Source organism: Paenibacillus baimaensis, assembly GCF_025567575.1.
Window position 1 is genome coordinate 118236 of the sequence record NZ_JAOQIO010000099.1, and the last position, 21300, is coordinate 139535.

At 46.2% G+C, this 21300-nt stretch carries 16 protein-coding genes; 5 read left to right on the forward strand and 11 right to left on the reverse strand.

The genetic code is table 11. The features are described 5' to 3' along the window. Positions 1-203: 203 nt before the first annotated feature. Genes OB236_RS29295 through OB236_RS29305 form a run of 3 tightly spaced genes read left to right on the forward strand, consistent with a single transcriptional unit; the run spans position 204 to position 3960 of the window. The gene (locus OB236_RS29295) at positions 204-1754 is read left to right on the forward strand and encodes a spore germination protein (RefSeq protein WP_262687082.1); all 1551 of its coding nucleotides are present in this window, start codon (positions 204-206) and stop codon (positions 1752-1754) included. Then, positions 1751-2848 carry a GerAB/ArcD/ProY family transporter gene (locus OB236_RS29300; RefSeq protein WP_262687084.1) on the forward strand — a complete coding sequence of 366 codons (1098 nt, stop codon included), beginning with the start codon at positions 1751-1753 and terminating at the stop codon, positions 2846-2848. The genes OB236_RS29295 and OB236_RS29300 overlap by 4 nt, the downstream gene beginning before the upstream one ends. Further along, positions 2848-3960, forward strand: a complete 1113-nt coding sequence (locus OB236_RS29305) for a Ger(x)C family spore germination protein (RefSeq protein WP_262687107.1) — start codon at positions 2848-2850, stop codon at positions 3958-3960. The genes OB236_RS29300 and OB236_RS29305 overlap by 1 nt, the downstream gene beginning before the upstream one ends. Positions 3961-4017: 57 nt before the next feature. On the opposite strand, the gene OB236_RS29310 is transcribed toward OB236_RS29305, so the two are convergent. Then, complete coding sequence (locus OB236_RS29310) at positions 4018-5187, reverse strand: MFS transporter (protein WP_262687086.1); 1170 nt, start codon at positions 5185-5187, stop codon at positions 4018-4020. A 242-nt stretch (positions 5188-5429) separates the two neighbouring features. Between OB236_RS29310 and aroC the strand changes: the two genes are divergently transcribed. After that, complete coding sequence (gene aroC / locus OB236_RS29315; protein WP_262687087.1) at positions 5430-6485, forward strand: chorismate synthase; 1056 nt, start codon at positions 5430-5432, stop codon at positions 6483-6485. Between the two features lie 69 nt (positions 6486-6554). Here aroC and OB236_RS29320 read toward each other — a convergent pair whose 3' ends face one another. From OB236_RS29320 to OB236_RS29340, 5 genes are all read right to left on the reverse strand, one after another. Continuing rightward, complete coding sequence (locus OB236_RS29320; protein WP_262687088.1) at positions 6555-7511, reverse strand: D-2-hydroxyacid dehydrogenase; 957 nt, start codon at positions 7509-7511, stop codon at positions 6555-6557. Between the two features lie 19 nt (positions 7512-7530). Next, positions 7531-8217 (reverse strand): NAD-dependent epimerase/dehydratase family protein, encoded by a 687-nt coding sequence (locus tag OB236_RS29325; RefSeq protein WP_262687089.1) that lies wholly within the window; start codon positions 8215-8217, stop codon positions 7531-7533. Positions 8218-8229: 12 nt separating this feature from the next. Continuing rightward, a complete protein-coding gene (locus OB236_RS29330) occupies positions 8230-10863 on the reverse strand; it encodes a PAS domain S-box protein (RefSeq protein WP_262687090.1) in 2634 nt (877 codons plus the stop codon). 228 nt (positions 10864-11091) lie between these two features. Next, the gene (locus OB236_RS29335) at positions 11092-11478 is read right to left on the reverse strand and encodes a VOC family protein (RefSeq protein WP_076229829.1); all 387 of its coding nucleotides are present in this window, start codon (positions 11476-11478) and stop codon (positions 11092-11094) included. Positions 11479-11594: 116 nt separating this feature from the next. Continuing rightward, positions 11595-13217 (reverse strand): sensor domain-containing diguanylate cyclase, encoded by a 1623-nt coding sequence (locus tag OB236_RS29340; RefSeq protein WP_262687092.1) that lies wholly within the window; start codon positions 13215-13217, stop codon positions 11595-11597. 126 nt (positions 13218-13343) lie between these two features. Between OB236_RS29340 and OB236_RS29345 the strand changes: the two genes are divergently transcribed. Next, positions 13344-14117 carry a TSUP family transporter gene (locus OB236_RS29345; protein WP_262687094.1) on the forward strand — a complete coding sequence of 258 codons (774 nt, stop codon included), beginning with the start codon at positions 13344-13346 and terminating at the stop codon, positions 14115-14117. 143 nt (positions 14118-14260) lie between these two features. Here the strand turns inward: OB236_RS29345 and OB236_RS29350 are convergent, their stop codons facing one another. The 5 genes from OB236_RS29350 to OB236_RS29370 form a co-directional block, all read right to left on the reverse strand. Then, positions 14261-14548, reverse strand: coding sequence for a hypothetical protein (locus OB236_RS29350; RefSeq protein WP_262687096.1), 288 nt, complete (start codon positions 14546-14548; stop codon positions 14261-14263). A gap of 88 nt (positions 14549-14636) precedes the next feature. Beyond that, complete coding sequence (locus OB236_RS29355) at positions 14637-17525, reverse strand: GAP1-N2 domain-containing protein (RefSeq protein ID WP_262687109.1); 2889 nt, start codon at positions 17523-17525, stop codon at positions 14637-14639. Continuing rightward, entirely contained in the window at positions 17525-18790 is a 1266-nt protein-coding gene (locus OB236_RS29360) for a TRAFAC clade GTPase domain-containing protein (RefSeq protein WP_076229824.1), read from the reverse strand. The genes OB236_RS29355 and OB236_RS29360 overlap by 1 nt, the downstream gene beginning before the upstream one ends. Positions 18791-19040: 250 nt before the next feature. Further along, on the reverse strand, positions 19041-19655 hold the full coding sequence (locus OB236_RS29365) for a hypothetical protein (RefSeq protein ID WP_256711242.1): 615 nt from the start codon (positions 19653-19655) through the stop codon (positions 19041-19043). Positions 19656-19758: 103 nt separating this feature from the next. After that, positions 19759-21036: a vWA domain-containing protein gene (locus OB236_RS29370; RefSeq protein ID WP_262687097.1), complete on the reverse strand. Its 1278-nt coding sequence runs from the start codon at positions 21034-21036 to the stop codon at positions 19759-19761. Positions 21037-21300: the final 264 nt, after the last annotated feature.

Sequence of the window (21300 nt, forward strand, 5' to 3'; positions counted from 1 at the left end):
TGAGAACATGCGTGCTGGCTTTTTGCGTATAAGAGGGCCTGATCAGGCTTTCCGTTCATCCGAACCGTACTTGGCTTATATTCCACGAGAAGCAGAACATTTACAGTTGATAGTCGATTCGTCATGTATCTATCTGCTGCTTTATGTCCATCCTTAAAATAACTCTAACTATTTTACTAACTGTCAGGATAGGATGATGCTCGATGTTCTCGATTTTAAAGTTGTTGAAGAGAAATCGCAATTTCAAGTATCGATCGTCAAGCGACCTAACAAGCCCCCCAGATACTGTTCTCATTAACAACAAATTATCTGTTAATATCCAACACCTTAACCAATTGTTCAATCTGACACCCGATTTGATCATTCGGCAGATTCCAATGGATCAGGCAGGAGTCACTGCAGCACTTGCATATTTAAACGGTATGGTGGATAAGAAATCTATTAACAATAATATTCTGAGCGAGCTGATCCATAAAGCAACCGACAAGCAATCTGGAATAATTGGTACGGTAAGTGTAGGTGACTTTCGTATTGAAACGGATTGGAATCTGGTGGAACAAGCAATTCTTCAAGGGGACAGTGTACTATTTATCGATGGAGAGCCCCAGGTCTACATCTTCGATACGAAAGGTTGGCCACAAAGAGCAATTGAAGACTCTCATGTTGAATCATCTCTTCGAGGGGCGCATCAAGGCTTCGCAGAAACAGCAAGTCAAAATATTGCATTAATTCGTCGTTATATTCCTAACCGGGAATTGAAAATCAAGGAGCAAATCGTAGGTGAACGCGGAAAAACAAAGGTTTCCATCTTATATTTAGCTGACATCGTCAATCCAGAAGTGCTCAAGGAACTTGAATCGAGAATTACACGGGTTGATGTAGATGCCATCCTGAATACAGGTGAGTTGGCTGAATACATTGAGGATAATCCATACACACCTTTCCCTCAGTTTATTTTGACTGAAAGACCTGATACCGCAGCCTCGCATATCCTTCAAGGAAGATTCGCTGTGGTTGTAGACAAGTCCCCTTCAGTATTAATTGCTCCAGCCATCTTTGTGGCTTTTTTTCAAAGTGTTGATGATTACAGCAGCCGTTGGCAGATTGCGTCTTTTATTCGACTACTCCGGTTTTTCGCATTATTTATTGCTTTGTTTCTACCTGCTACCTACATTGCGCTCATATCCTTTAATTATGAAGTTATCCCCCTGCAGCTCATTTTATCGATTGCCGAAACTAGAACACGTGTTCCATTCCATCCCATCATGGAAGCCATTCTGATGGAGCTAACGCTCGAAATGATGAGAGAAGCAGGAATTCGGCTGCCAGCGCCGATCGGTCAAAGCATTGGGATTGTAGGGGGCATCATCATCGGCCAAGCAGCTGTTCAAGCAGGCGTCGTCAGCAATATTATGGTGATTGTCGTTGCCTCTACCGCTATCGCTTCTTTTATTATTCCTAACTACGACATGGGCGCATCCATTCGGCTTCTTCGGTTTCCAATGATGCTGCTGGCTTCAATGTTTGGAATTGTAGGCATAGTTTGTGGAGCGATAGCCTTGGTTGGACATTTCGTTTCGCTTGAATCGTTAGGCACTCCATATAGCAGTCCACTGGCGCCATGGAGATTTGCCGATATGAAGGATGTATTCATCCGTATGCCACTATGGACAATGGGCAATCGACCCAAAGGCACAAAATCAGCGCAATCAGACAAACAAGCAGGCCATTCTCCTGAAAGGGCGGACCCATGAAAAAGTACGCGTCTAACGAAATAACTCTGATGCAGTTTATTTTTATCATTCACGGTGCTCAAGTAGGAGCAGGGATATTCTCTCTCCCCATGGACGTAGCTGAAAAAGCAGGATCAGACGGTTGGATATCCGTTATCCTCGCCTGGTGCTGTAACATCATCGCAAGTATTCTGATTGTGCTAACTTTCAAGAAGTACCCCAACGATACATTACCGGATCTGTTGATCCGTCTGTGTGGCAAGCTAATAGGGAAGCTTCTTATCATCCCAATCACAGCTTATCATGCATTTTTCGTCTGTATCCTACTTTCCTCCACAATGCTCTTCGTCAAGCACTGGTTTTTGCCGCTGACTCAGGACTATTTGGTCATGATATTACTCATTATTCCTGGGTACTTTGTTGCTCGCAGCGGCTTGCGCGTATTGGGTCGATACTGTGAACTCATTTTTTATATGATGATATGGATGCCTTTTATCCTGTTGATCCCTCTAAAAGACAGTCATTGGATTCATTTTCTTCCGCTTTTGAAAGAAGGATGGATGCCGGTCTTTAATGGATTACAAACGACTATATATTCTTATCTTGGTTTTGAAATCGTATTTTTTTTATATCCGTTTTTACAGAAAAAGCAGTTGGCTATTCGTGGAGTCGTTATTGCCAACACGCTGACATTGATCGTTTACCTGGGAATCACCATGATTTGCTTCGCTTATTTTAGCCCTGACGATATCACGAGCTACAATCAACCTCTACTAAACTTGTTGAAAACAATCGAATTTCGTTTTCTCGAACGATTTGATATGATCTTTTTGGTTCTTTACCTGTTTGTCATTTCAACAGCTTGGCTGCCTTATTCGTTTGTAGCTATCTTTAGTACAGGCCACTTGTTAGGAAAAGAAGCTCCCGCACCCTATACCGCTATATTGTTCCTAGCGGTCATTACAATCGTTATCGTTGTACACCCTTCGTGGAATCTGGTCCAACAATGGCAGCAATTCGGCAGTAAAATAGGAGTAGGGTACGCGTATGTACTTCCATTATTTCTTTACCTATACATTCAAATATATAGTCGATTTCGTAGGAGTGAATCCTGATCAAACACGTTTGTCTGTTGTGCCTGCTGCTGTCGATTTCACTCCTTTCAGGTTGCAGAGATCGAATCAATATCGAGGACATCTCGCTATCCTTGTTAGTAGGAATTGATCTTGATAAAGAGAACCAACTTCTTATTTCCTCTTCCAGTCCGGTATTTAATACAGAAGCGAAAGAGAAGGAGGAGAACACGGTTGTCAAAACCACTACACTTCGCCATTCAAGACAACAATTTGACGCCACGATCAATGCCTTAACAAGCAGGGGTAAGCTCCAAGTGCTGCTCATTGGCAAACGTGTTCTTCAACACAAAGATTGGTTCCCAATACTTGATTCCTTCTATAGAGATAGCAAAGATACAGTTATGACCCGTGTCGTTCTTGTAGACGGTCCGGTTTCAGATATCCTCCTGTTTAAACATAAAGACAAACCGCGTCTACCTTTATATTTGACGAAGCTGCTTGATACCGCTCATCAACGAAATATTACAGTTATTACGTCGCTTCAAGAGCTTCATCGTCAATTTTCGGATAGAGGATTGTCTCCCAGCATTACGGAGCTTAAAAAGGATGGTGAAATTAAAGTGACCGGTACGGCTCTTTTGGATCGGTCTGGAAAATACAAATTGTCCCTTAATGCTGATGAAACCCAACTGTTGAGAATTATGCAGCATGAAACGGATGGGCAGTTTACCTTTACGATTCATCTTCCGCAGCAGTCGGATGATGGTATTTTCCATGAAAATATGATGAGTTTTGTGCCTGAGGCCATTTCTGTCAAAACAAAAACGAATTACAAAGATAACAAGTTTATATTCGATATCGGGGTTAATATGAGAATTACCATAAAAGAACGTCTTTTTTCCTTTGACGTCAAACGGAAAGCGCCAGAATTGGAGAAAAACATTCAGGAAGAACTTCAAAAGCAATTTTCACGATTGCTCAAGAAAATCCAAAACGCTAATATCGATCCGATTGGACTCGGCCTGTATGCGAGGGCCTATGAGTATTCCGAATGGAAAGAAGTTCAGGATAAGTGGGGCGAAGCCTTGTCGAAAGCAGAAGTGCGAGTGAACGTACTGGCGAAAATTCAGGCAATGGGTGCGATGAAGTAATGGTATTGCCTTCTCCATGAGAAAAGGGACTATGCCCAAGTCATAATCCCCCTCACCTTACAGTTGACTACTATCCAGCTTCGCAAATACGCCGTAACGCCGATCCACCATATAAAAGGCCACCGTTGAGAGCCCACCCATTACCGCTAGCACCAGAAAAGCGCTTTGAAACCCGAAGTGGGCTGCATAGACACCGCCAAGCATACCGCCAATAATTTTGCCGACACTTAACTGAATGAGAGAATTCAGCATTTGTCCGGATGCTTTTAATTCCTTAACTACGTAAGTATTCACATACTCGGCCAAACACATGTAAAACAAAATATACGTCCCGCCATGAAGCACCCAGCTTAATATGTAGGTAAACGGTGTTAATGCGAACGCATACAAACACCATCTTAATGTATGAATAAGTCCCGAGAACAGCAAAATATTGCGAATACCAAACCGATCATAGAACCGTTGAAAAAAGATCATAAACGGAAATTGACTGAACGAGCCAATCGCAAGCCCAATCCCGATAACCTCCATACTGATACCCTGTTCTTTACTATAAATGGCCTGGAATGAAAATAAAAAGCCCATCGCGATGGACAAGGATAGCGTGTACGCATACAAAATAACCAATTGTCTGTTTTTGAAAATACTGACCAGATTTACTTTCTTGCCGCCGCTTTGGTGACCAGCCACCTTCGGAATACCGAGAGATAGCAAAAAGCAGCCAAACATTATGAGCGAGGTAATCAAAAATATCGTGTTCAGATGCTCTGCGAACAACCAGCCCGCCGCCACCGAAACAATCGCATAGCCGACTGAGCCGAAAGTTCGAATGCTGGAGAAACGCACGACGCCCTTGGAGGAAAGCTCCAGTGTAATCGCGTCGCTAAGCGGATTAATCGCAATCTGGAACAGACTGAATAAGGCCATTGCAATCAGCAGTGGCACAAACAAATTACCTGCCCACGGGATGAGCCATACGGCCAAGCTGGCACACAACGTACAGATCATCAAGATTTGATTTTTGGTCTTGGCCCTGTCGCTTAGTACTCCCCATATCGGCTGTGCAACTAACCCGATAACAGCTCCTATTGAGGTAAGAATCCCGATTTCCGAGTGTCCAATCCCCGCTTCTGTCATATAAATGCCGATATACGATGAGAAAGTCCCGATACTCATATAAACAAAGGCATAAAATATCGCCAGGATTGTAACATTTTTGCTGGGCATGCCGAGTATCCTCCCTATTCTGATTTTCTTCCATGTTAACATAGATTGGCTTGCAGCGTCATGCCCAGTCTGTGACTAACAACTATTGAGCTATCCACTTTACAGCTTCTACCTCAGTTAATGGCATAGAATTTATCTATGTCTTGTTGTTAAAATTTTAATTATATTTATTCCTTAAGCGAAATTATAATAAAGGCTATCACATCATCGAGCAGCAGCTAGTATATCAGGAGGTTTTAATCATGGCAGGAAATTCATTTGGTCAGGTTTTCAAAATAACAACTTTCGGGGAATCCCACGGACCCGCGGTTGGCGTTATTGTAGATGGCGTCACACCAGGCGTTGAAATCGATGAAGCCTATATCCAAATTCAATTGGATCGCAGGAAGCCCGGACAATCTACTGTCACTTCACCCCGCAAGGAATCGGACATTGTGCATATTCTCTCAGGCATGTATGAAGGGAAAACTACAGGAACGCCCCTCTGCATGATGATGCATAATCACGATATGCAGTCTTCAGCCTATAACGATATCCAGCATGCTTTTCGTCCGGGGCACGCTGACTTCACCTATTTGCAAAAATACGGAATTCGGGATCATCGGGGAAGCGGGAGAGCTTCGGGGCGGGAAACAGCGGGCAGGGTTGCAGCAGGAGCTGTAGCTCGCAAGCTGCTTGAACATAGAGGAGTCAGTCTCGTAGCCTATACGAAAGCCATCGGCGGCATCCACTGTGAGACGTTTGATGAGCAAGAGATTGAGCGTAATGCCGTGCGGGCCTGCGACCCCAACGCCGCGGCAGCTATGGTTGCGAAGATAGAAGCGTTGGCTGCTGTCGGAAATAGCTGTGGGGGCATCGTGGAGTGCCGAATCCGCGGGGTGCTGCCAGGCATAGGGGAGCCCGTGTTTGATAAGCTGGACGCCGAGCTGGCACGCGCGATGCTGTCGATTGGGGCGGTCAAAGGCATTGAATTCGGTGCTGGCTTCGCAGCAGCGGAAATGCTTGGTAGCGAGCATAATGATCAGATGCAGGCAGCAGGGTTTATAAGTAATCACGCAGGCGGGATTATTGGAGGAATCAGCACCGGAGAGGATATTATATTCCGGGTTGCGGTAAAGCCTACGTCCTCGATATCAGTCCCGCAGCAGACGATAAACGTCAGCGGTGAAGAGCAATCCATTGTTACTGAAGGCAGGCATGACCCCTGCATCTGTCCCAGGATTGTTCCTATTATCGAAGCCATGGCATGTCTCGTACTGGAGGATCAATTCAAAAGACACGCAGCCATGCACCACTAATCGGAGACACACCAATATCCCAAGCTGCTAATAGTGACAGCTTGGGATATTTTCATACCGTATAAGCTTCTAGTATTGCTGTTCCAGATTAACCCGATTGAGCTGCGGCTCTCTGCCTTCCACATAATCTTTCAAATTACGCAAGAAAATGTGCATGGCCCGCTCCTGGTAATATTCCGTAATCCCTGTATTATGAGCGGAGATGATAACATTATCCATATCCCACAGCACATTGTCTGCTGGCAGCGGTTCTACTTCGAATACATCAAGACCTGCTCCCGCAATGGTACCCTGCTGCAGCGCTTCGATTAATGCTTCCGTGTCTGTCGTTCCGCCTCGGCCGATATTGATATAAAATGCCGATGCCTTCATAGCTGAAAACTGGGCGCGTCCCATCACATGGTTGGTTTCGGAGGTATGCGGCAGTGTATTCACGATGTAATCACTCTCGCGCAGCACCTCATCCAAGCTATCCATCTTAACCATTCGATCCACGTATACCGATTCCGACAAGGTTCGTTTAACACCTAATACCGTCATCCCGAATACTTTGGATATCTTGGCTACTTCCAAACCTATCGATCCGACGCCAAGAATGCCGATTGTTTTTCCATGAATTTCGCCCAAGCCATTCAACTGCTCCCACTTGTGCTGAAGCTGATTGCGGATCGACCGCTGCAGCTGACGTGTTAGTCCGAGCATCATAGCAAAGATCGATTCCGAAATCGGGTTCGGGTGTACACCACTGGAATTGGTTAGCAATACCCCATATTCGTTTAGTGCAGTTAACGGCATTCTATCTACGCCAGCTCCCCAGCTTTGCACCCAACGCAGCATGGTGTCCTGTTGCAGACACTCCTTTGTTGCGGTCGAATTCCAACCGGCCACAATCTCTGCATCTGCCAGATGAGGAAGCCACAGCTCACGATCCTTACCACTGATTAACTCCCAATCGCGAGCAATACTGCGGATCTGCTTTTCATGGGTTTCGTTGATTTCCTGAACAAAGACAATCTTGCGTGCCATCTTGATTCCTCCTTAGCATTTAACAAAGTGCTTCGCATGTGTATGTAGCGGCAAGCTCTTCGATCTGCTTGTATGAATACCTATGTAAGCCTTTATTACCCACTATAGCAGATTGAAGCATCGCTTTGGCGACAGTTTTTACATGAATTGCCTTATACTTTTGTAAGCCACCTATGAGCAAGGGCGCCGCGGCTGCGAATAAGACAGCTCCAATCCTTTCACCAGTGCGGGCATCGGCCCGATGTCCAAGCAGCAAGGAAGGCCGAAATATATGTAAAGAAACCAGCTGCAGCCGATCAAGTCCATCCTCCACCTGCCCTTTTACCTGACTGTAGAAAATAGAAGAATCGGCATTCGCCCCCATAGCTGTAACGATTCCAAAAAAGGCTGCATGATACGTCTGGGCCAGCTTACCCAGCCTCATCGGATATTCAAGATCAACCTTGCGGAATTGCTCCTTGGTTCTGGCCTTCTTAATCGTAGTGCCCAAACAGCAAAAAACGTCGGAATCAGCCACATACGCTTTAATCTCATCTTCAAGCTGCTCGTAATTGGTTATCACCTGTATGCATTTGGGATGTTTGATCTCTATCTCACGCCTGACCACAACCACTACCCGCTCATAGGAGGGCTCATTCATGAGAAATGCTACCAGCTCAGTACCTATCAGTCCTGTAGCTCCTGCGACAATCGCTGTTTTCCCCACAAGCAAAGCCCCCTAAATCGGAAAATATTTATTTATCTTGTCTGAAATCAACTCGCGCTTGAAGGGCTTGCTAATGTAATCGTCCATGCCGGCTTCCATACATTTCTCCCGATCCCCCGTGAGGGCGTTAGCCGTAACTGCAATGATAACAGGAAAAGTGCCACGTATCGGAATGCTTTTCAATGCCTTGGTAGCATCCAAGCCGTTCATATGAGGCATTTGCACATCCATAAAAATCAGGTCAAACTCTTCAAAGGTCACGGCTTCAATAGCCTCTTTACCATTTTCCACTACCGTTACGGTGTGACCCATCTTCTCCAGCATTTTTCTTAAAACCAGTTGATTAATCTCGTGATCTTCGGCCACCAGGATTTTCAAGTATCTTTGTACAGCCTTCTCTTCCTTTACTGACTCACTGAGACCGACTTCTTTATTTGGCTTCTCTTCTTTAAGCGCAACCGTAAATACAAAGGTCGCACCCGGGCCAGTCGTTGGTTCTATCCAGATATCTCCACCCATTTTTTCAATCAGCTTCTTGCTGATCGCAAGCCCGAGCCCCGTACCCTCCGATTTACGTGTCATATAATGATCCAATTGATAAAAGGGCTGGAACAGCTGACCTACTTTATCCTCAGGAATCCCTATACCACTATCTCGGATCGTAAAACGAAGATGCAGTGAATTCGAAGTGTGCAGCCATTTCTCAACGGTTATGGAGACACCTCCCGAATATGTGAATTTGACTCCATTCCCAATCAAATTCATCAATACCTGCTTAAGGCGGTCAGCATCACCAACAAGTACGCTCGGCACATGAGAATGAACTGAATAGGTCATTTCCAGACGCTTTTCAGACGCTTTGGAGGAGAGAACGTCAAGTGTTTCAGCGATGCATTCACGTATATCCAGTGGAGCTTCTACCAGGTCTGTCTTACCCGATTCGATTTTGGAAAAATCCAGAATATCATTGATGATCGCCAGCAGGGAGTTGCCGCTTTTTCGGATAATCTCGACATACACTTCTTGCTGGGCATCCAGCGCTGTCGTGTCCTGCAGCAGATGCGTCATCCCGATGACTCCGTTCATGGGCGTACGTATTTCATGGCTCATCATGGCTAAAAACTCACTTTTAGCCTTGTTTGTTTTTTCTGCGGCTTCCTTGGCAACCAACAGTTTCTTCTGTTCCGTAATATCTTTGGCAATAATATAGTAACCGACAGTTGCCTCATTCACGATGATAGGTGCAACGGTTGTTAACACTTCTATGATTAATCCAGTTTTATGGGTAATCTTATCGATAACCTTCTCAGAGTTGCCATTTTCCACTAAAGCGGAAAGCTTCCTCTTGAGATTAACGCTGCCAATGAATCTGGAAAAGTTCTCTCCTGCCATCTCTGATACAACAAAACCGGTAACCTGCTCCGCCTTTTGATTCGTATTAATAATATTACCTTCCAAATCGAGCGAAAATACAGCATCATGGTTATACTTCTTAAGCGACGTGTAACGTTCTATGCTTTCCTGCAGCTTGAGCTCAACATGCTTATGCTCGGTAATATCCTGAATGGTACCGTTTAATTTCAGTGGTGAGCCGCTGCTGTCCATCGTTGGAAAACCACGCACATGCAAATATTTGACCGTTCCATCCAAATGCAAATGCCGGAATTCTTTATCTAATTCATGCCCTTTCTTGGTATGCTCCAGATGTTCTATAAACTGTTGTTGATCCAGAGGATGAATCAGATTAATAAACTTGAATATGCGGATAGGCTGCGGATCGCGGGTCAAATTGTACATGTTGTAGATTTCATCGGATAACATCAATTCTTCGCTGACAATATCCAGCTCCCAGCTGCCCAATAATGCTATACGCTGCGCCTCTGCCAGATTATCCTCATGCTTCTTGCGCTCCGTAATATCACGACCAATACCGAGAACCCACTTGATTTCGCCTTGTTCATCCCGAACTTTTTTATATGAAGTTTCGAACCACAAATACTTGCCGTTTTTGTGCAGAATTCGGTAAGTTAAGGTATCCTCGTCAGAAAAGGTACTCTCCTGCAACATCAACACATCGTCAGGATGGTACAATTCCAAATTGGCACTACCTTCAATCTCATCCGCCCTGTAGCCCAGCAAATCAGTAATAGAAGGCGAGCAGTAGCGTATAATCCCGTCCGGGGTTGAATAAGAAATCAAATCCTGGGCATTTTCGGAGATCATCGTATACAGCTGCTCGATTTTCAGCAAACTTTGCTCTTTCACTTTTTTGTCGGTCACATCACTCAGATGCGTAATGAAATAAAGCGGTGTGCCTTCTTGCTCATCTCGTACGAGGGAAACGTGCAGCGATGCCCAAACGATGCTGCCATCCTTGCGGACCAACTGTTTCTCACTTTCAAAGGATGCCGCAGCTCCAGATAATAATGGTTGAACCTGGTGATCGTCTAAGAATGTATGGTCGTTATACCCTACTTCGTTAGAGGGTCGATTCATTAATTCTTGCTCATGATATCCAAGGATGCTGCACAGGGCAGGATTCACTTTTAACCATTCGCCTTGAATGGACACGATTGCAATTCCCACAGGTGCAGATGTATATACATGTTCAAAAAACGAATGATCATCCACTTGTGCCTTCGCCACACGAAACCCTCCATTCCAAAAAATATACTTCTATTATAAACTGATCCGAAGATGAATTGCGACAAAATATGCAGTTACGTGTCTAAGTAATCAGACCTTCCTTTTTATTTACACCTTGTGTGCTTTCTGAAACAGCGAAAAAAATCAACAAAAAATGGAATATAAAAAAACCGCCCATGAATACTGAACTCCGGACGGTTTGGTATAAATAAATAGTTAAAAAAATAATTATTTGGCAGCAGGCTGAAAGAATTCCAGTCGTTCGCCATCAGGACCAAAGAAAAAAGCGATAAGATCGCCATCCAGAATCGTTCGAGGAGTTTCGTCCATTAATCGGACTCCGTGGCTTTTCAGACGGTCGATCTCCACTTGAATATCACTCACAGTAAATGCAATATGATGAACAATGCCATTGTCCGGAAGGCCGTCATGACCGCGTCCGATTAATTCGATCTCCACTTGGTCCGAGTCAGGAAAAGACAAGAAACCCAGCTCCACTCCATCAGCCAGCGCCTTACGCTTGACCAGCTTCAATCCCAATACCTCGGTATAAAAACGGATCGAGGCATCCATATCCTTTACCATAACGCCAATATGCTCCAGCTTGTGAATCAACGTGAACAACACCTTTCCAAGTTATATAATTCGCCTGCGGCGCACCCGCTTGTGCAGGTTACGCATGAAGAATACCATGTCCGAAGGGATTGTGCAATCGAAAAAAGCTAGCTGGTCTAGGCGGGTATCCAATCTGTGTTAGTCTCTATACGATTGCGCCCACCCTGCTTCGCTCTATATAGTGCACGGTCAGCAGCTTCTGCGAGACTGCTCAATCGGGTATCCACCGTCAAATCGGCTTCCGCAACAAACGGCAGCAGGGCGATACCTACACTGGCCGTGAGAGGAATATGCAGCTCTTCTTCAATGTAGGGCTTATTTTCAATTTCCTTACGGATTGCATCACCTATAAGGATCGCCTGCTCCAAATCGGTTTGCTGTGCCAGCACCGTAAACTCTTCGCCTCCGTACCGCGCTACCAAATCGGTCTGTCGGGTTTGCAGCTTTAGAATTTTGGCTATATGGAGCAGAACGCGATCTCCAACCTGATGACCGTAGGTATCATTCACTTTTTTGAAATAATCGACATCAATCATCATGATCGCACAGGGCTGCTGAGTTTCGATACATTTCTCAATGATTTTACTGCCCTCCTGTGCCAGATATCGACGATTATGCAGCTCAGTCAGCGCATCAATCAACGCGTAATCCTCGAGCAGCCTTACCGTGCTTTTTAATTTAAGGCTCATCATATTGAAGGTGTCACACAATTCCTTCAGCTCGACAGGCGCATGTTTGAATACACTCGGGTCAATCCGATAATCATAATGACCTTCCTTCAGTACCTTGGTACCTTGCAGCAAAAATTCAAGTGGTCTCTCCACACGCCTCGTTACCAGGACAATGCCATACAAGCTGGCAACCAATATGCACAAAGTGATCAGCACAAAAACCCACATGATATTAGAGCGTGCAGCAAATACTTCACTGGTTTTCAGCTCCGCTACAATAATCCAGCGCCGATCCTTCGTCCATTGATAGGAACCGATTACCTCTTCCCCACGATAATTGGTGTAGATTGTGTCCTCATTGGAATCCGCCAACGCTCTTTGCAAAATTTCCGTATCAATCTTATCCCTGCCGTATACTTTCTGCATATCCAAACGCGCTTCCGTGATGAGCATACCTGAGCCATCAATCAAATATTGCTCACCTGCTCGTCCAAAATGCACGGATTGTACCGTCCGCGAAATCGTCCCCAGCTTAACCGATCCATAAATCAGTCCCTGCAGCTCATTGTCGACATTATAGACAGGTGAGGAGAAGACAATGATCGGATCACCTGTTATTCTCGGGAATACAACTTTGGAAATATACATTTTCCCCTGGATTGCCTGCTCAAAAAAAGCCTGGTTCTTGACATTCATTCTCATTTGCGGTCGCATTGCACTAACGAGGATATCACCATCCGTATTCACAAAGCCAAGATCCCCGAACTCGGACTGATTGTTAATAAAGGTCACAAAGTCATTTTGCATATGGTCAATATTCACTTCTTTTACGTCTTGCTTTCGAGACATCTGATAAATATCGGCTGATCTCTCATCCAGCCAACGGTTGATGTAGAGGGATTGCAGTGTCAACTTTTCGGCTAGCTGTTCGTTGACCTCCTCATGAATATTGTTCGTATAGATCCAATAAAATGCCGCATTAATAAATAAACCAAATATAACAATTATCGTTACCGACCAAATCAGAAAATGCTGCTTAATTGTGCGTGATCGGAATTTGGATAACATCTTCTGTTCACCTGCTTTGGAATGGGTATTGTGCAGCTATAGAACTTTACCTATACTTGGTTATAAAGGTTGTTCAACACGGCTTTATCAATCTCAAGAATTAACAACTGACAGAGGAGTACGACCATGGAATTTCCTTCGACCGATATGTTATTGTTTTTACTCGCCGCGGGCTTTATCGCAGCATTCATTGATTCCGTGGTTGGCGGTGGCGGACTCATTGCCGTGCCCGCACTTCTGCTCACGGGTCTACCTCCCAGTATGGTACTTGGAACGAACAAGCTGGGAGGCACCTTGGCTTCGATCACCAGCACACTGTCCTTCTTATTTTCCGGAAAAATTAATGGAAAGCTGACGCTTGCTTTATTTCCTCTATCGTTCATTGGCGCCATGCTTGGTACTTATACGGTGCATCTGGTTCCATCCGCATTCTTAAGACCGCTCGTAGTTTGCATGCTGGTGCTGCTGCTCATCTACACCTTAATGCGCAAAAACTGGGGGGCACTCACGTCACCGCGTCCGATGACACCGACGATCAAGCTGGCAACGGCCTTATGCGCATTCGCCCTTGGCTTCTATGATGGCTTCTTTGGCCCCGGGACCGGGTCCTTCCTGCTGTTCCTGTTCCTGCTGCTCGGATTTGATTTTGTTGGTGCCTCAGGCAATGCCAAGGTATTGAATCTGGCCAGCAATGTAGCGAGCCTGTTAGCCTTCTGGCTGCTCGGTTCGGTTCATATTGGTTATGGTCTTCCCATGGGCATTGCCATGATTGCGGGTGCGCTTGTCGGCTCTCGTCTAGCGATCCGTCATGGTGCCAGTTATGTTAAACCGCTCTTTATCGCAGTTACGACCCTTCTGATTGGCAAACAGCTCTATGATCTGATCTCTTCGATATTATAATTACGTATTTCGACAATATATGTCAAAATCCTCCCTTGTGTTGTGTAATCCAGTAAGTACATAAAAAAGCGATGTCCAACACCCTTCATCAGAAGAGGGCCGACATCGCTTTTATAGTTTTATACGAAGGTTCCTTATCGATCTCATCCGCAATAGGAAGCACGCTTAGTCCAATTTTCCTGAAACACAACTCGCCTCTGGTTTGAAATAAACTCTTTCGCCGGATCGATAACCACATGAGGGTTGCTGACATTGCGAACATCCTCCCAAGCACACTCAACTCCACGTCCGCCTGCGGTACCAGCGAACATTTTGCAGCTCTGGCAAAATTGCTCCTGCTGATCTTGATTTAGCTTCACAACCCGATTGCGTAAACAGCAGTATATGTGATCATTCTGGTCCGTATAATTAATATGATTAATAATTTCCATAAGATTCATCCTTTCAAGTAAGGTATCCAACATTCTATTAGTATATAAACCAAATGTTAAATGTATGAATCTTTTTTGTTAAATTAATTTATTTCTCATATTTAATTTTTTTCAGAATCGGTTCACTCATTTTGCCCTGCTTGTTCGCTGCTTTAATTTCAATTATATTCTCTCCGGTCTTCAGCTCAACAGATTTACTCACGCTGGTTTGCCCGACAGCCTGTCCGTTTATAAAGATGGTCGGACTCGGATCATGTATATCCGCGGCACCTACCTTAAGCTGGATGGAGCTGTTGCGTGTAGTGTCAGGCGTAGCTTCAATGGTTACGATAGGCGCTGGCATCGCGTACGAAACCTGCTTCTTGATAACCTCGGACGACTTGCCGCCGCGGTTCACCGCCTTGAATTCAAATACATTGACACCATCCTGCAAATCAACGGTGGTGCTGATTTTACCGCTTCCGATCAACTGCTCATTGACATACAGCTTGATCTCCGGATCGGCGTTATTCGCACTCGCTTGCAAGGTTACAGTAGAGGCAGTGGCTTCCGCAGGTAGTGCCTCCACCACAATCACAGGCGCAGGTCCCAAATAAGCGATCATCATCGAAATGGGGTTACGGAACACGACCAGCAGGATGACAAGTGCGGCGATAACAAGCCCGCTCCTGACAAGCTTACGTCTATTTTTGACAGCAAAACGAACCAGCTTGCCCGACTGCCGAAGCTTGACTGCTTTGAAAAAAGTGACAAAGCTTTCATTCGGAGTCGCCAACAGCTTTTGTTTAACTTCTTTATCCCTGAACGCCCGGGGATCATGATTATCAAAATATTTGCTGACCGCAGCCTTGTAATTCGCATCCATCACTTGTCTCATATTTAAAAATCGTGTGTCTTCCGCAGACCAAACCAGGAAATCATAGATCGTATGAGAGCCGTGGGTCGTCGAGGAGATATATTCCAGCAGCCCATAATAATCAAATTCTGCTTCATAGCCTGAGGCATGTCCCAGACTGGGGCGATAGAAGGCATAGGCGATTTTACTAAAATGCTCAGGACCGACACGTGTAAACAGCAGCTTTTTCAAATATTCCTGTATTCGTTCGAGATCGAGCGTATCCAGCCTGTCGATGGCTTTCACAAGCTCGGAGTCCTCTCTTTTGGACATCAGCAGCACCTTGTAGATCGTACTGAGCAGGTGGACCGTCTGCTTCTGACGTTTGTCCAGATGACTGTTCAACTCCTGGTCGACCTTTTCCAGCATAAAGCCCAGCTGTACGATATCCTCGAACTCCAAATTGCCCGGCTGTAGAGTATCCAGCAGATCGAGGCGAATCTCAAGCTTCAGCTGGCCGCAAAAATCCTCATACTGCTGCTTGCCTGATCGCTCAGGCAGTTCGTCAAAATACCGATACAAGACATTGGCCGCTTCCAGCCGCTTATGAACGGAGTCCGTTTGCAGCAGCTTTTTCACCTTTTTCAGTACCTCATTGGCAAAAAAACGCTGCTGCACGATGCTTTCACCATGCTGTATCCAGAATCGGATCTCCTCCATAAGTGCATTGACCGTTACTGCCTTCGCCATACGGTAAGCAACATAACGCTCCGCCGTTCCGGCCTGCTGGGTGTACAATCCACTCATCACCGAATCAAACAATGAATCCCGTCCAAGCAGTTGATCAAAGATTTGCGCGGCTTCGCTCATGCCTTCTTCAGAACGATTGGCAGCCCGGCTGATCAAGATGATAAAGCAGGAATTCAGTAGGGATTTGACGCCCTCATCGGCGAATGCGAAATATTGCAGCAGATATTTAACGTAATCCGATGATGGCAAAAAATCGCCGTTCATCAGGTCTCTGCGCAGCAGCGAGACGAATAACTGGTTCAGCCTTACCTTGCTGCCCACGGTCTCCGCGTTCACATAGGAAATAATTCCTTGCAGCGCAGCATCACGATTAGCCTCATACAGCGCTTCATTGCCCTGTTCGATTTCATACAAGGTGTGGAGGTCATAATATGTCTGCACCTTTACTGCCGCTTGATTATGTGTTCCCTGCAACGCTTCTTCAATGAATTCAAATAAAGGATCAAGCTGATCCAATGTATGCCGCTGCTTCCAGATCGTATCCAGAAGGAAATGCTCCTGCGCCGGAAGCTCAGTGTTAATGAATCGCTGATTGGAAAAATCAAATAAGTGCTCTCGCTCTACATTTCGGTCCGGCTGGCGAATACCGCCCTTTTCCACAAAAACAATATGTAAGCCCTGCTTGCCCTCTGGCTCGCTGCTGAAGGTCATAAAGCCCAGATGACGGCGTGTTGAATAAGGAATGCTTCGGTAGATCAAATCCAGCAAATCTTTGGCGAGCTCGGCGCTATCGGTAACATCCGTATCCAGCACGATATAGTTCTTTTTCTTGTTGGCTACAGAGGCCATCACGGCGTATACGAGCTGCTGGTAACGAATTTGATCAATACCGAGCCGGGACAGCAGCAGCTCCGTTCGATCAATGCTGCGGCTGCGGACAGCTTTGTTGTACCCGATATCATCAAGCTCCGGAAGCACCTTGCCCTCTCGGATATCATAAGCGCTCTGAAAGCTGTCAATTTGCAAAATTCGCTCCGGCTCGCGTAGGAAAGCTTCCTTCCGTTCCTTCGGCACCACGAACTGATGCGTGAACGACGCGCTGCGCTGCCCTGTAAAATCAGCCCCTACATAACAGCTACGGCTTAAAACCATATCCCCATTATCGGCGTGAAAGACGACAAGAGATTCCGGATACAGAGCAACGTTCTCCTCGTTCCTTCCCATCAGCTCCTTGGGTGCTTTATAGACGCAGAAGGGGTTCAAGGTGGTTTTGATAAATGCTGAATCCAGTCCATCCGATTTGGCTACCGTATCGAAGCCCTCATTCGTTCGGAAAACCCCTTCGCGATCCCGTGTAAAATATTGCTGCTGTATCGGTTTACGCGAATCCATCACGTTGCATCTCTCCTAGCCACATAATCAAGCTGGTACAAAAGCCATATAAAAGGCTCATCAACCCGAATCGGATTAATCACCCCGGTGATTTGGCTTTTAACCGGATTTGCGCCCAATGCCGACACCGCGAAAAAAGCCGTGTTTTTGAAGTACACATCAATCGCATCCTTAAACGGCCTATCTACCTTTTCGATAAAACGACTGATTTCCCCGTTAATATTTTCAAATTCTGTCTTGTTCAAAAATCCCTTGTGCACTACATTACGGAAGACATTGCTGTTCGGCCTGATGTATTCACTGTCCTCTTCCATCAAATGGGTCAGCATATCGCTTTTGGTCAGGACAATCGCCGTCGGAATATCGGTTTTGCTATTATGCTGGTGAGCGATAAAATTTTCAAACAGGCTGATCACGACCTCGCGCGGCTCGTCATAGCGGTTGGCGAACTCGCCTTCCTCTTCCCCGATATGGATACGCGCTTTATCGCGAATACTCCGGATCTGCAGCGGATCGACCAGAAACAAAATCCCCGAGGAATTCTTGACATGCGCCGCGTAGATATCCAGGTAGTCACGCTCCACCATGCCCTCTCCAGCCACATCGAAAAACACAAGCGTCAGCGGCGCTTCCCGCTCATCCTTGAATACAAATTGAAAAATGAACGGCTCCTGCTGCTCATTGGGATTCGTCGATTGCAGCATGCTGCCGCGCTCGAATATCGGCTCGTGGTAATTTTGTCTGAACTTGCGGCTGATTTCTGCGCTCAACGGCATGCAGGCTGCGTTGAAGTTGGAAGCTGTCGTATTTTGCAGCGTATGGATCAAAGACGTCATATAGACCGACTTGCCCACCTGTGAGGCACCGACGATCGAGATGATATTACTCGGAACCTTGCCAGCCGAAATCGGCAGCTCGTTATGGCAGTCCGGGCACAAACGTCTTCTGGTTTCTTCACCATAACGGTCGGTCACGGCTACCAGCACGTTCTGGATGTAGGTTTTATTCTCGTCGGGAATCGTGAGAGGATCAATGATCGCTTCCATATCCACCTGCGATAGATTGAATTTACGCCGCCAATCAGCAAGCTTGCGATCCTCCTGCAGCATAAAATCATCATCATGCTCCTTGACATGACTTGCGCGGAATACGACTTCGTCCGGCTCAAATTTGCTGAAGCAATGCGGGCACACAATACTGTAATATGGAGGCCGTTCCTTGACAGGCGGCTTTTTATCAAACATTTTTTTGAAAAAATCCAACATGGACCTTCCCTCCTTCAATCTTTTATGGAAAATATGCTACTGCGGTGAATAAGTTCCGCTGCGCGTCCAAATATCCTTCCGATCGCTGTTGTTTCCGTATCTTTTTGATTTTATAAGACAATTAGCGGTAAAGTTACGGAAACAAAGGCGAACGCTTACGCTTCTACAGGAAAATTTGGACGCTCCGCTCATTTTTCACCTGACTGCAAAATTAACAGAACCCAGCTTCGCAAGCCATCATAAGCCATCGCTACTCGGCGATTAACTCATAAAGCTCCCCAAAAGCTTTACCATCGGTAAAAAACAGTCGGATAAACTCATTTTTCCCAATCTCAATCTCGGGAAGCCGATGATTGCCTGCGGCAAAATCATTAAGGAAGGGGTACGCAATGCCATCCTCCTTGTTCACAGGGGACGCCCCTTCCTTCTTCACATAACACAGCGCGTTCTGCGGAACCGCCATTTCACAAAATAGCTGAATCTGCACCGATTTATATTTACTAAACCATTTATTTCCATATTTAATAGAGTAACTCAGCTTGGCCTTTCCCCCACTGACACGTGTATAATTTTCACGATCGATCTGCTTTAATGGTACTGGCTGACCGCCTCGAATCAGGCAAGGAAATATCCGATAACCCTGCACACCGATATGCTCGATGCGCTCCCGATAGCCGGACCTTGTTTTATATTCCTCCCGGGTGAACAGCTTCAGTCGCTTCGATTCCAGCCCCTCTGGCTCCTGCTCTGTACCATCCGGGAAGCTGTATACATATACGGCCTCCACATGCTTCGGCCACTGCCAGGTGACAACACTTTCCCCGTCCAGAGCCTGACTGGCTGCCTTTACAATTCGGTATTGCATTTCAGGCTCTTCCCACTGCAAAAGAAATCAGCCCCCCATTTTAATAACTTCATTAAAACCATGAGTCCCCAAGCATAAGACCCGAATTCGCCGCAAGAGCTGCTTAACGGAATTGCTTGCGTATCGTCTCACGGCCTTGGCGTTCGCCACGAATCGGCTGCTCCAAAGCTGTTTTGCGAAATCCATTTCTTCCCGTTCCAGAGCCACCTGGGCCACCTACCGCTATCAGTACCGTAGATAATGAAAGCACCAAAGCAAGTGCCACATCAGCGAAAGCACGGACAATAAAAGGCTCAACGGATCCCTGTAATCCGGTTTCCAGTATAACGCCTGCGATCAGGCCTCCCAAAGCCCCTCCAATGGCAAAACATTTCGCCAGGAAACGATTGTCAAATACGATACCGAGTGCCAGGCCGAGAAGTGCGCCTATCAAGAGAATCAATAGGATCCGCAGCCAGCCGTGATACCCATCTGCCGCTGTACCTGCACGCTCGTTTACCAAATGCCAACGTTGCCCATTTTGGTATATTTGATCGAATGCGTTGGCGACGCCTTCCACCCGCTTCACATCATGAAAGGTGCCGTTTGTTTGCGCGGCAATACGCTGCAGCAGTTGATTACCCTCTACTTGTGTGGAATCAATCCCCACAGTATGGATCTGGGTTCGCTGCTGCTCATAGGGAGTAAGAACCTTGAACTCATTCATATCGCTGTATCCGTCGGAGATCAGGATTACGGCCGCCTTACGGTTGGCTATTCGTTCCTTGGTCAGATGCTCCATCGCTGTATCCAGCGCTCTTCCGATATCCGTTTGGCCTATAGGCGCTCCGATCGCGCTCAGCTTCGCTGTAAGCTGTGCTCTCGCTGCCGGATCCTTAAGCTTGGTCAACGGCGCAATCAATTGGGTTTGTTCATTAAATGTGAACACCGCGACCTGCTTTCCATCGTCCATCTTATTGATCAAGGCTTGCGCAGCTTGAATACTTTGTTTCTGCGGATCACTGGTCTTCATACTTTCCGACATATCAATAAGCAGGACATAATCCTGCGGTTTGTCGTTGTTACCTAATTGTAAACCATAACCCCATTGGAACAGGGCTCCCGCAGCAAACAACAGTACTAGTGTCGCCGGAACGAGAAATTTCCAGCCTTCATTGGCATAACGCAGCCTCCAGTTTTTCCCGTTCAGCTGTGGCGAAATGATTTCGGCCAGCAGGCAGCCCAAACCTACCACCAATGCAAATTGGCCGAAGTACAGGCCCATCAGTAACGTTTCGTGAATCGTTCCATCCCAGCGGTCAAGGATGTATTCTCCGATTACAAATCCGATAATCCCGCTGATTAAGCTGAATAAAGTTAATAGTCCGTTCCATTTACGCATAAAAAATAATCTCCCTCCCAAACCCTCCCAAAGGGAGGGCCCCAAAGGGCGCTACCCTCTGGACTCCCTTACTGTGTGCGAAACTTATGTGTTCTCGGGGCGCTTTCGTCCCTTTGGGACACGCTTGGCTTATGGTGTGGTGCTCGTGTGCATGACTATGTGTTCTCGGGGCGCTTTGGCCCCTTCGGGACAAGCTCGACTTTTGGTGTGGTGCTGGTTTGCATGACTATGTGTTCTCGGGGCGCTTTGGCCCCTTCGGGACAA

Bases quoted from the DNA above. Each gene is read 5' to 3' on its own strand.
- OB236_RS29360 (WP_076229824.1), bottom strand. From the start codon at position 18,790: ATGTTGGATTTTTTCAAAAAAATGTTTGATAAAAAGCCGCCTGTCAAG.
- OB236_RS29350 (WP_262687096.1), bottom strand. From the start codon at position 14,548: ATGGAAATTATTAATCATATTAATTATACGGACCAGAATGATCACATA.
- OB236_RS29310 (WP_262687086.1), bottom strand. From the start codon at position 5,187: ATGCCCAGCAAAAATGTTACAATCCTGGCGATATTTTATGCCTTTGTT.
- OB236_RS29340 (WP_262687092.1), bottom strand. From the start codon at position 13,217: ATGTTATCCAAATTCCGATCACGCACAATTAAGCAGCATTTTCTGATT.
- aroC (WP_262687087.1), top strand. From the start codon at position 5,430: ATGGCAGGAAATTCATTTGGTCAGGTTTTCAAAATAACAACTTTCGGG.
- OB236_RS29295 (WP_262687082.1), top strand. From the start codon at position 204: ATGTTCTCGATTTTAAAGTTGTTGAAGAGAAATCGCAATTTCAAGTAT.
- OB236_RS29320 (WP_262687088.1), bottom strand. From the start codon at position 7,511: ATGGCACGCAAGATTGTCTTTGTTCAGGAAATCAACGAAACCCATGAA.
- OB236_RS29300 (WP_262687084.1), top strand. From the start codon at position 1,751: ATGAAAAAGTACGCGTCTAACGAAATAACTCTGATGCAGTTTATTTTT.
- OB236_RS29370 (WP_262687097.1), bottom strand. From the start codon at position 21,036: ATGCGTAAATGGAACGGACTATTAACTTTATTCAGCTTAATCAGCGGG.
- OB236_RS29345 (WP_262687094.1), top strand. From the start codon at position 13,344: ATGGAATTTCCTTCGACCGATATGTTATTGTTTTTACTCGCCGCGGGC.
- OB236_RS29365 (WP_256711242.1), bottom strand. From the start codon at position 19,655: ATGCAATACCGAATTGTAAAGGCAGCCAGTCAGGCTCTGGACGGGGAA.
- OB236_RS29355 (WP_262687109.1), bottom strand. From the start codon at position 17,525: ATGGATTCGCGTAAACCGATACAGCAGCAATATTTTACACGGGATCGC.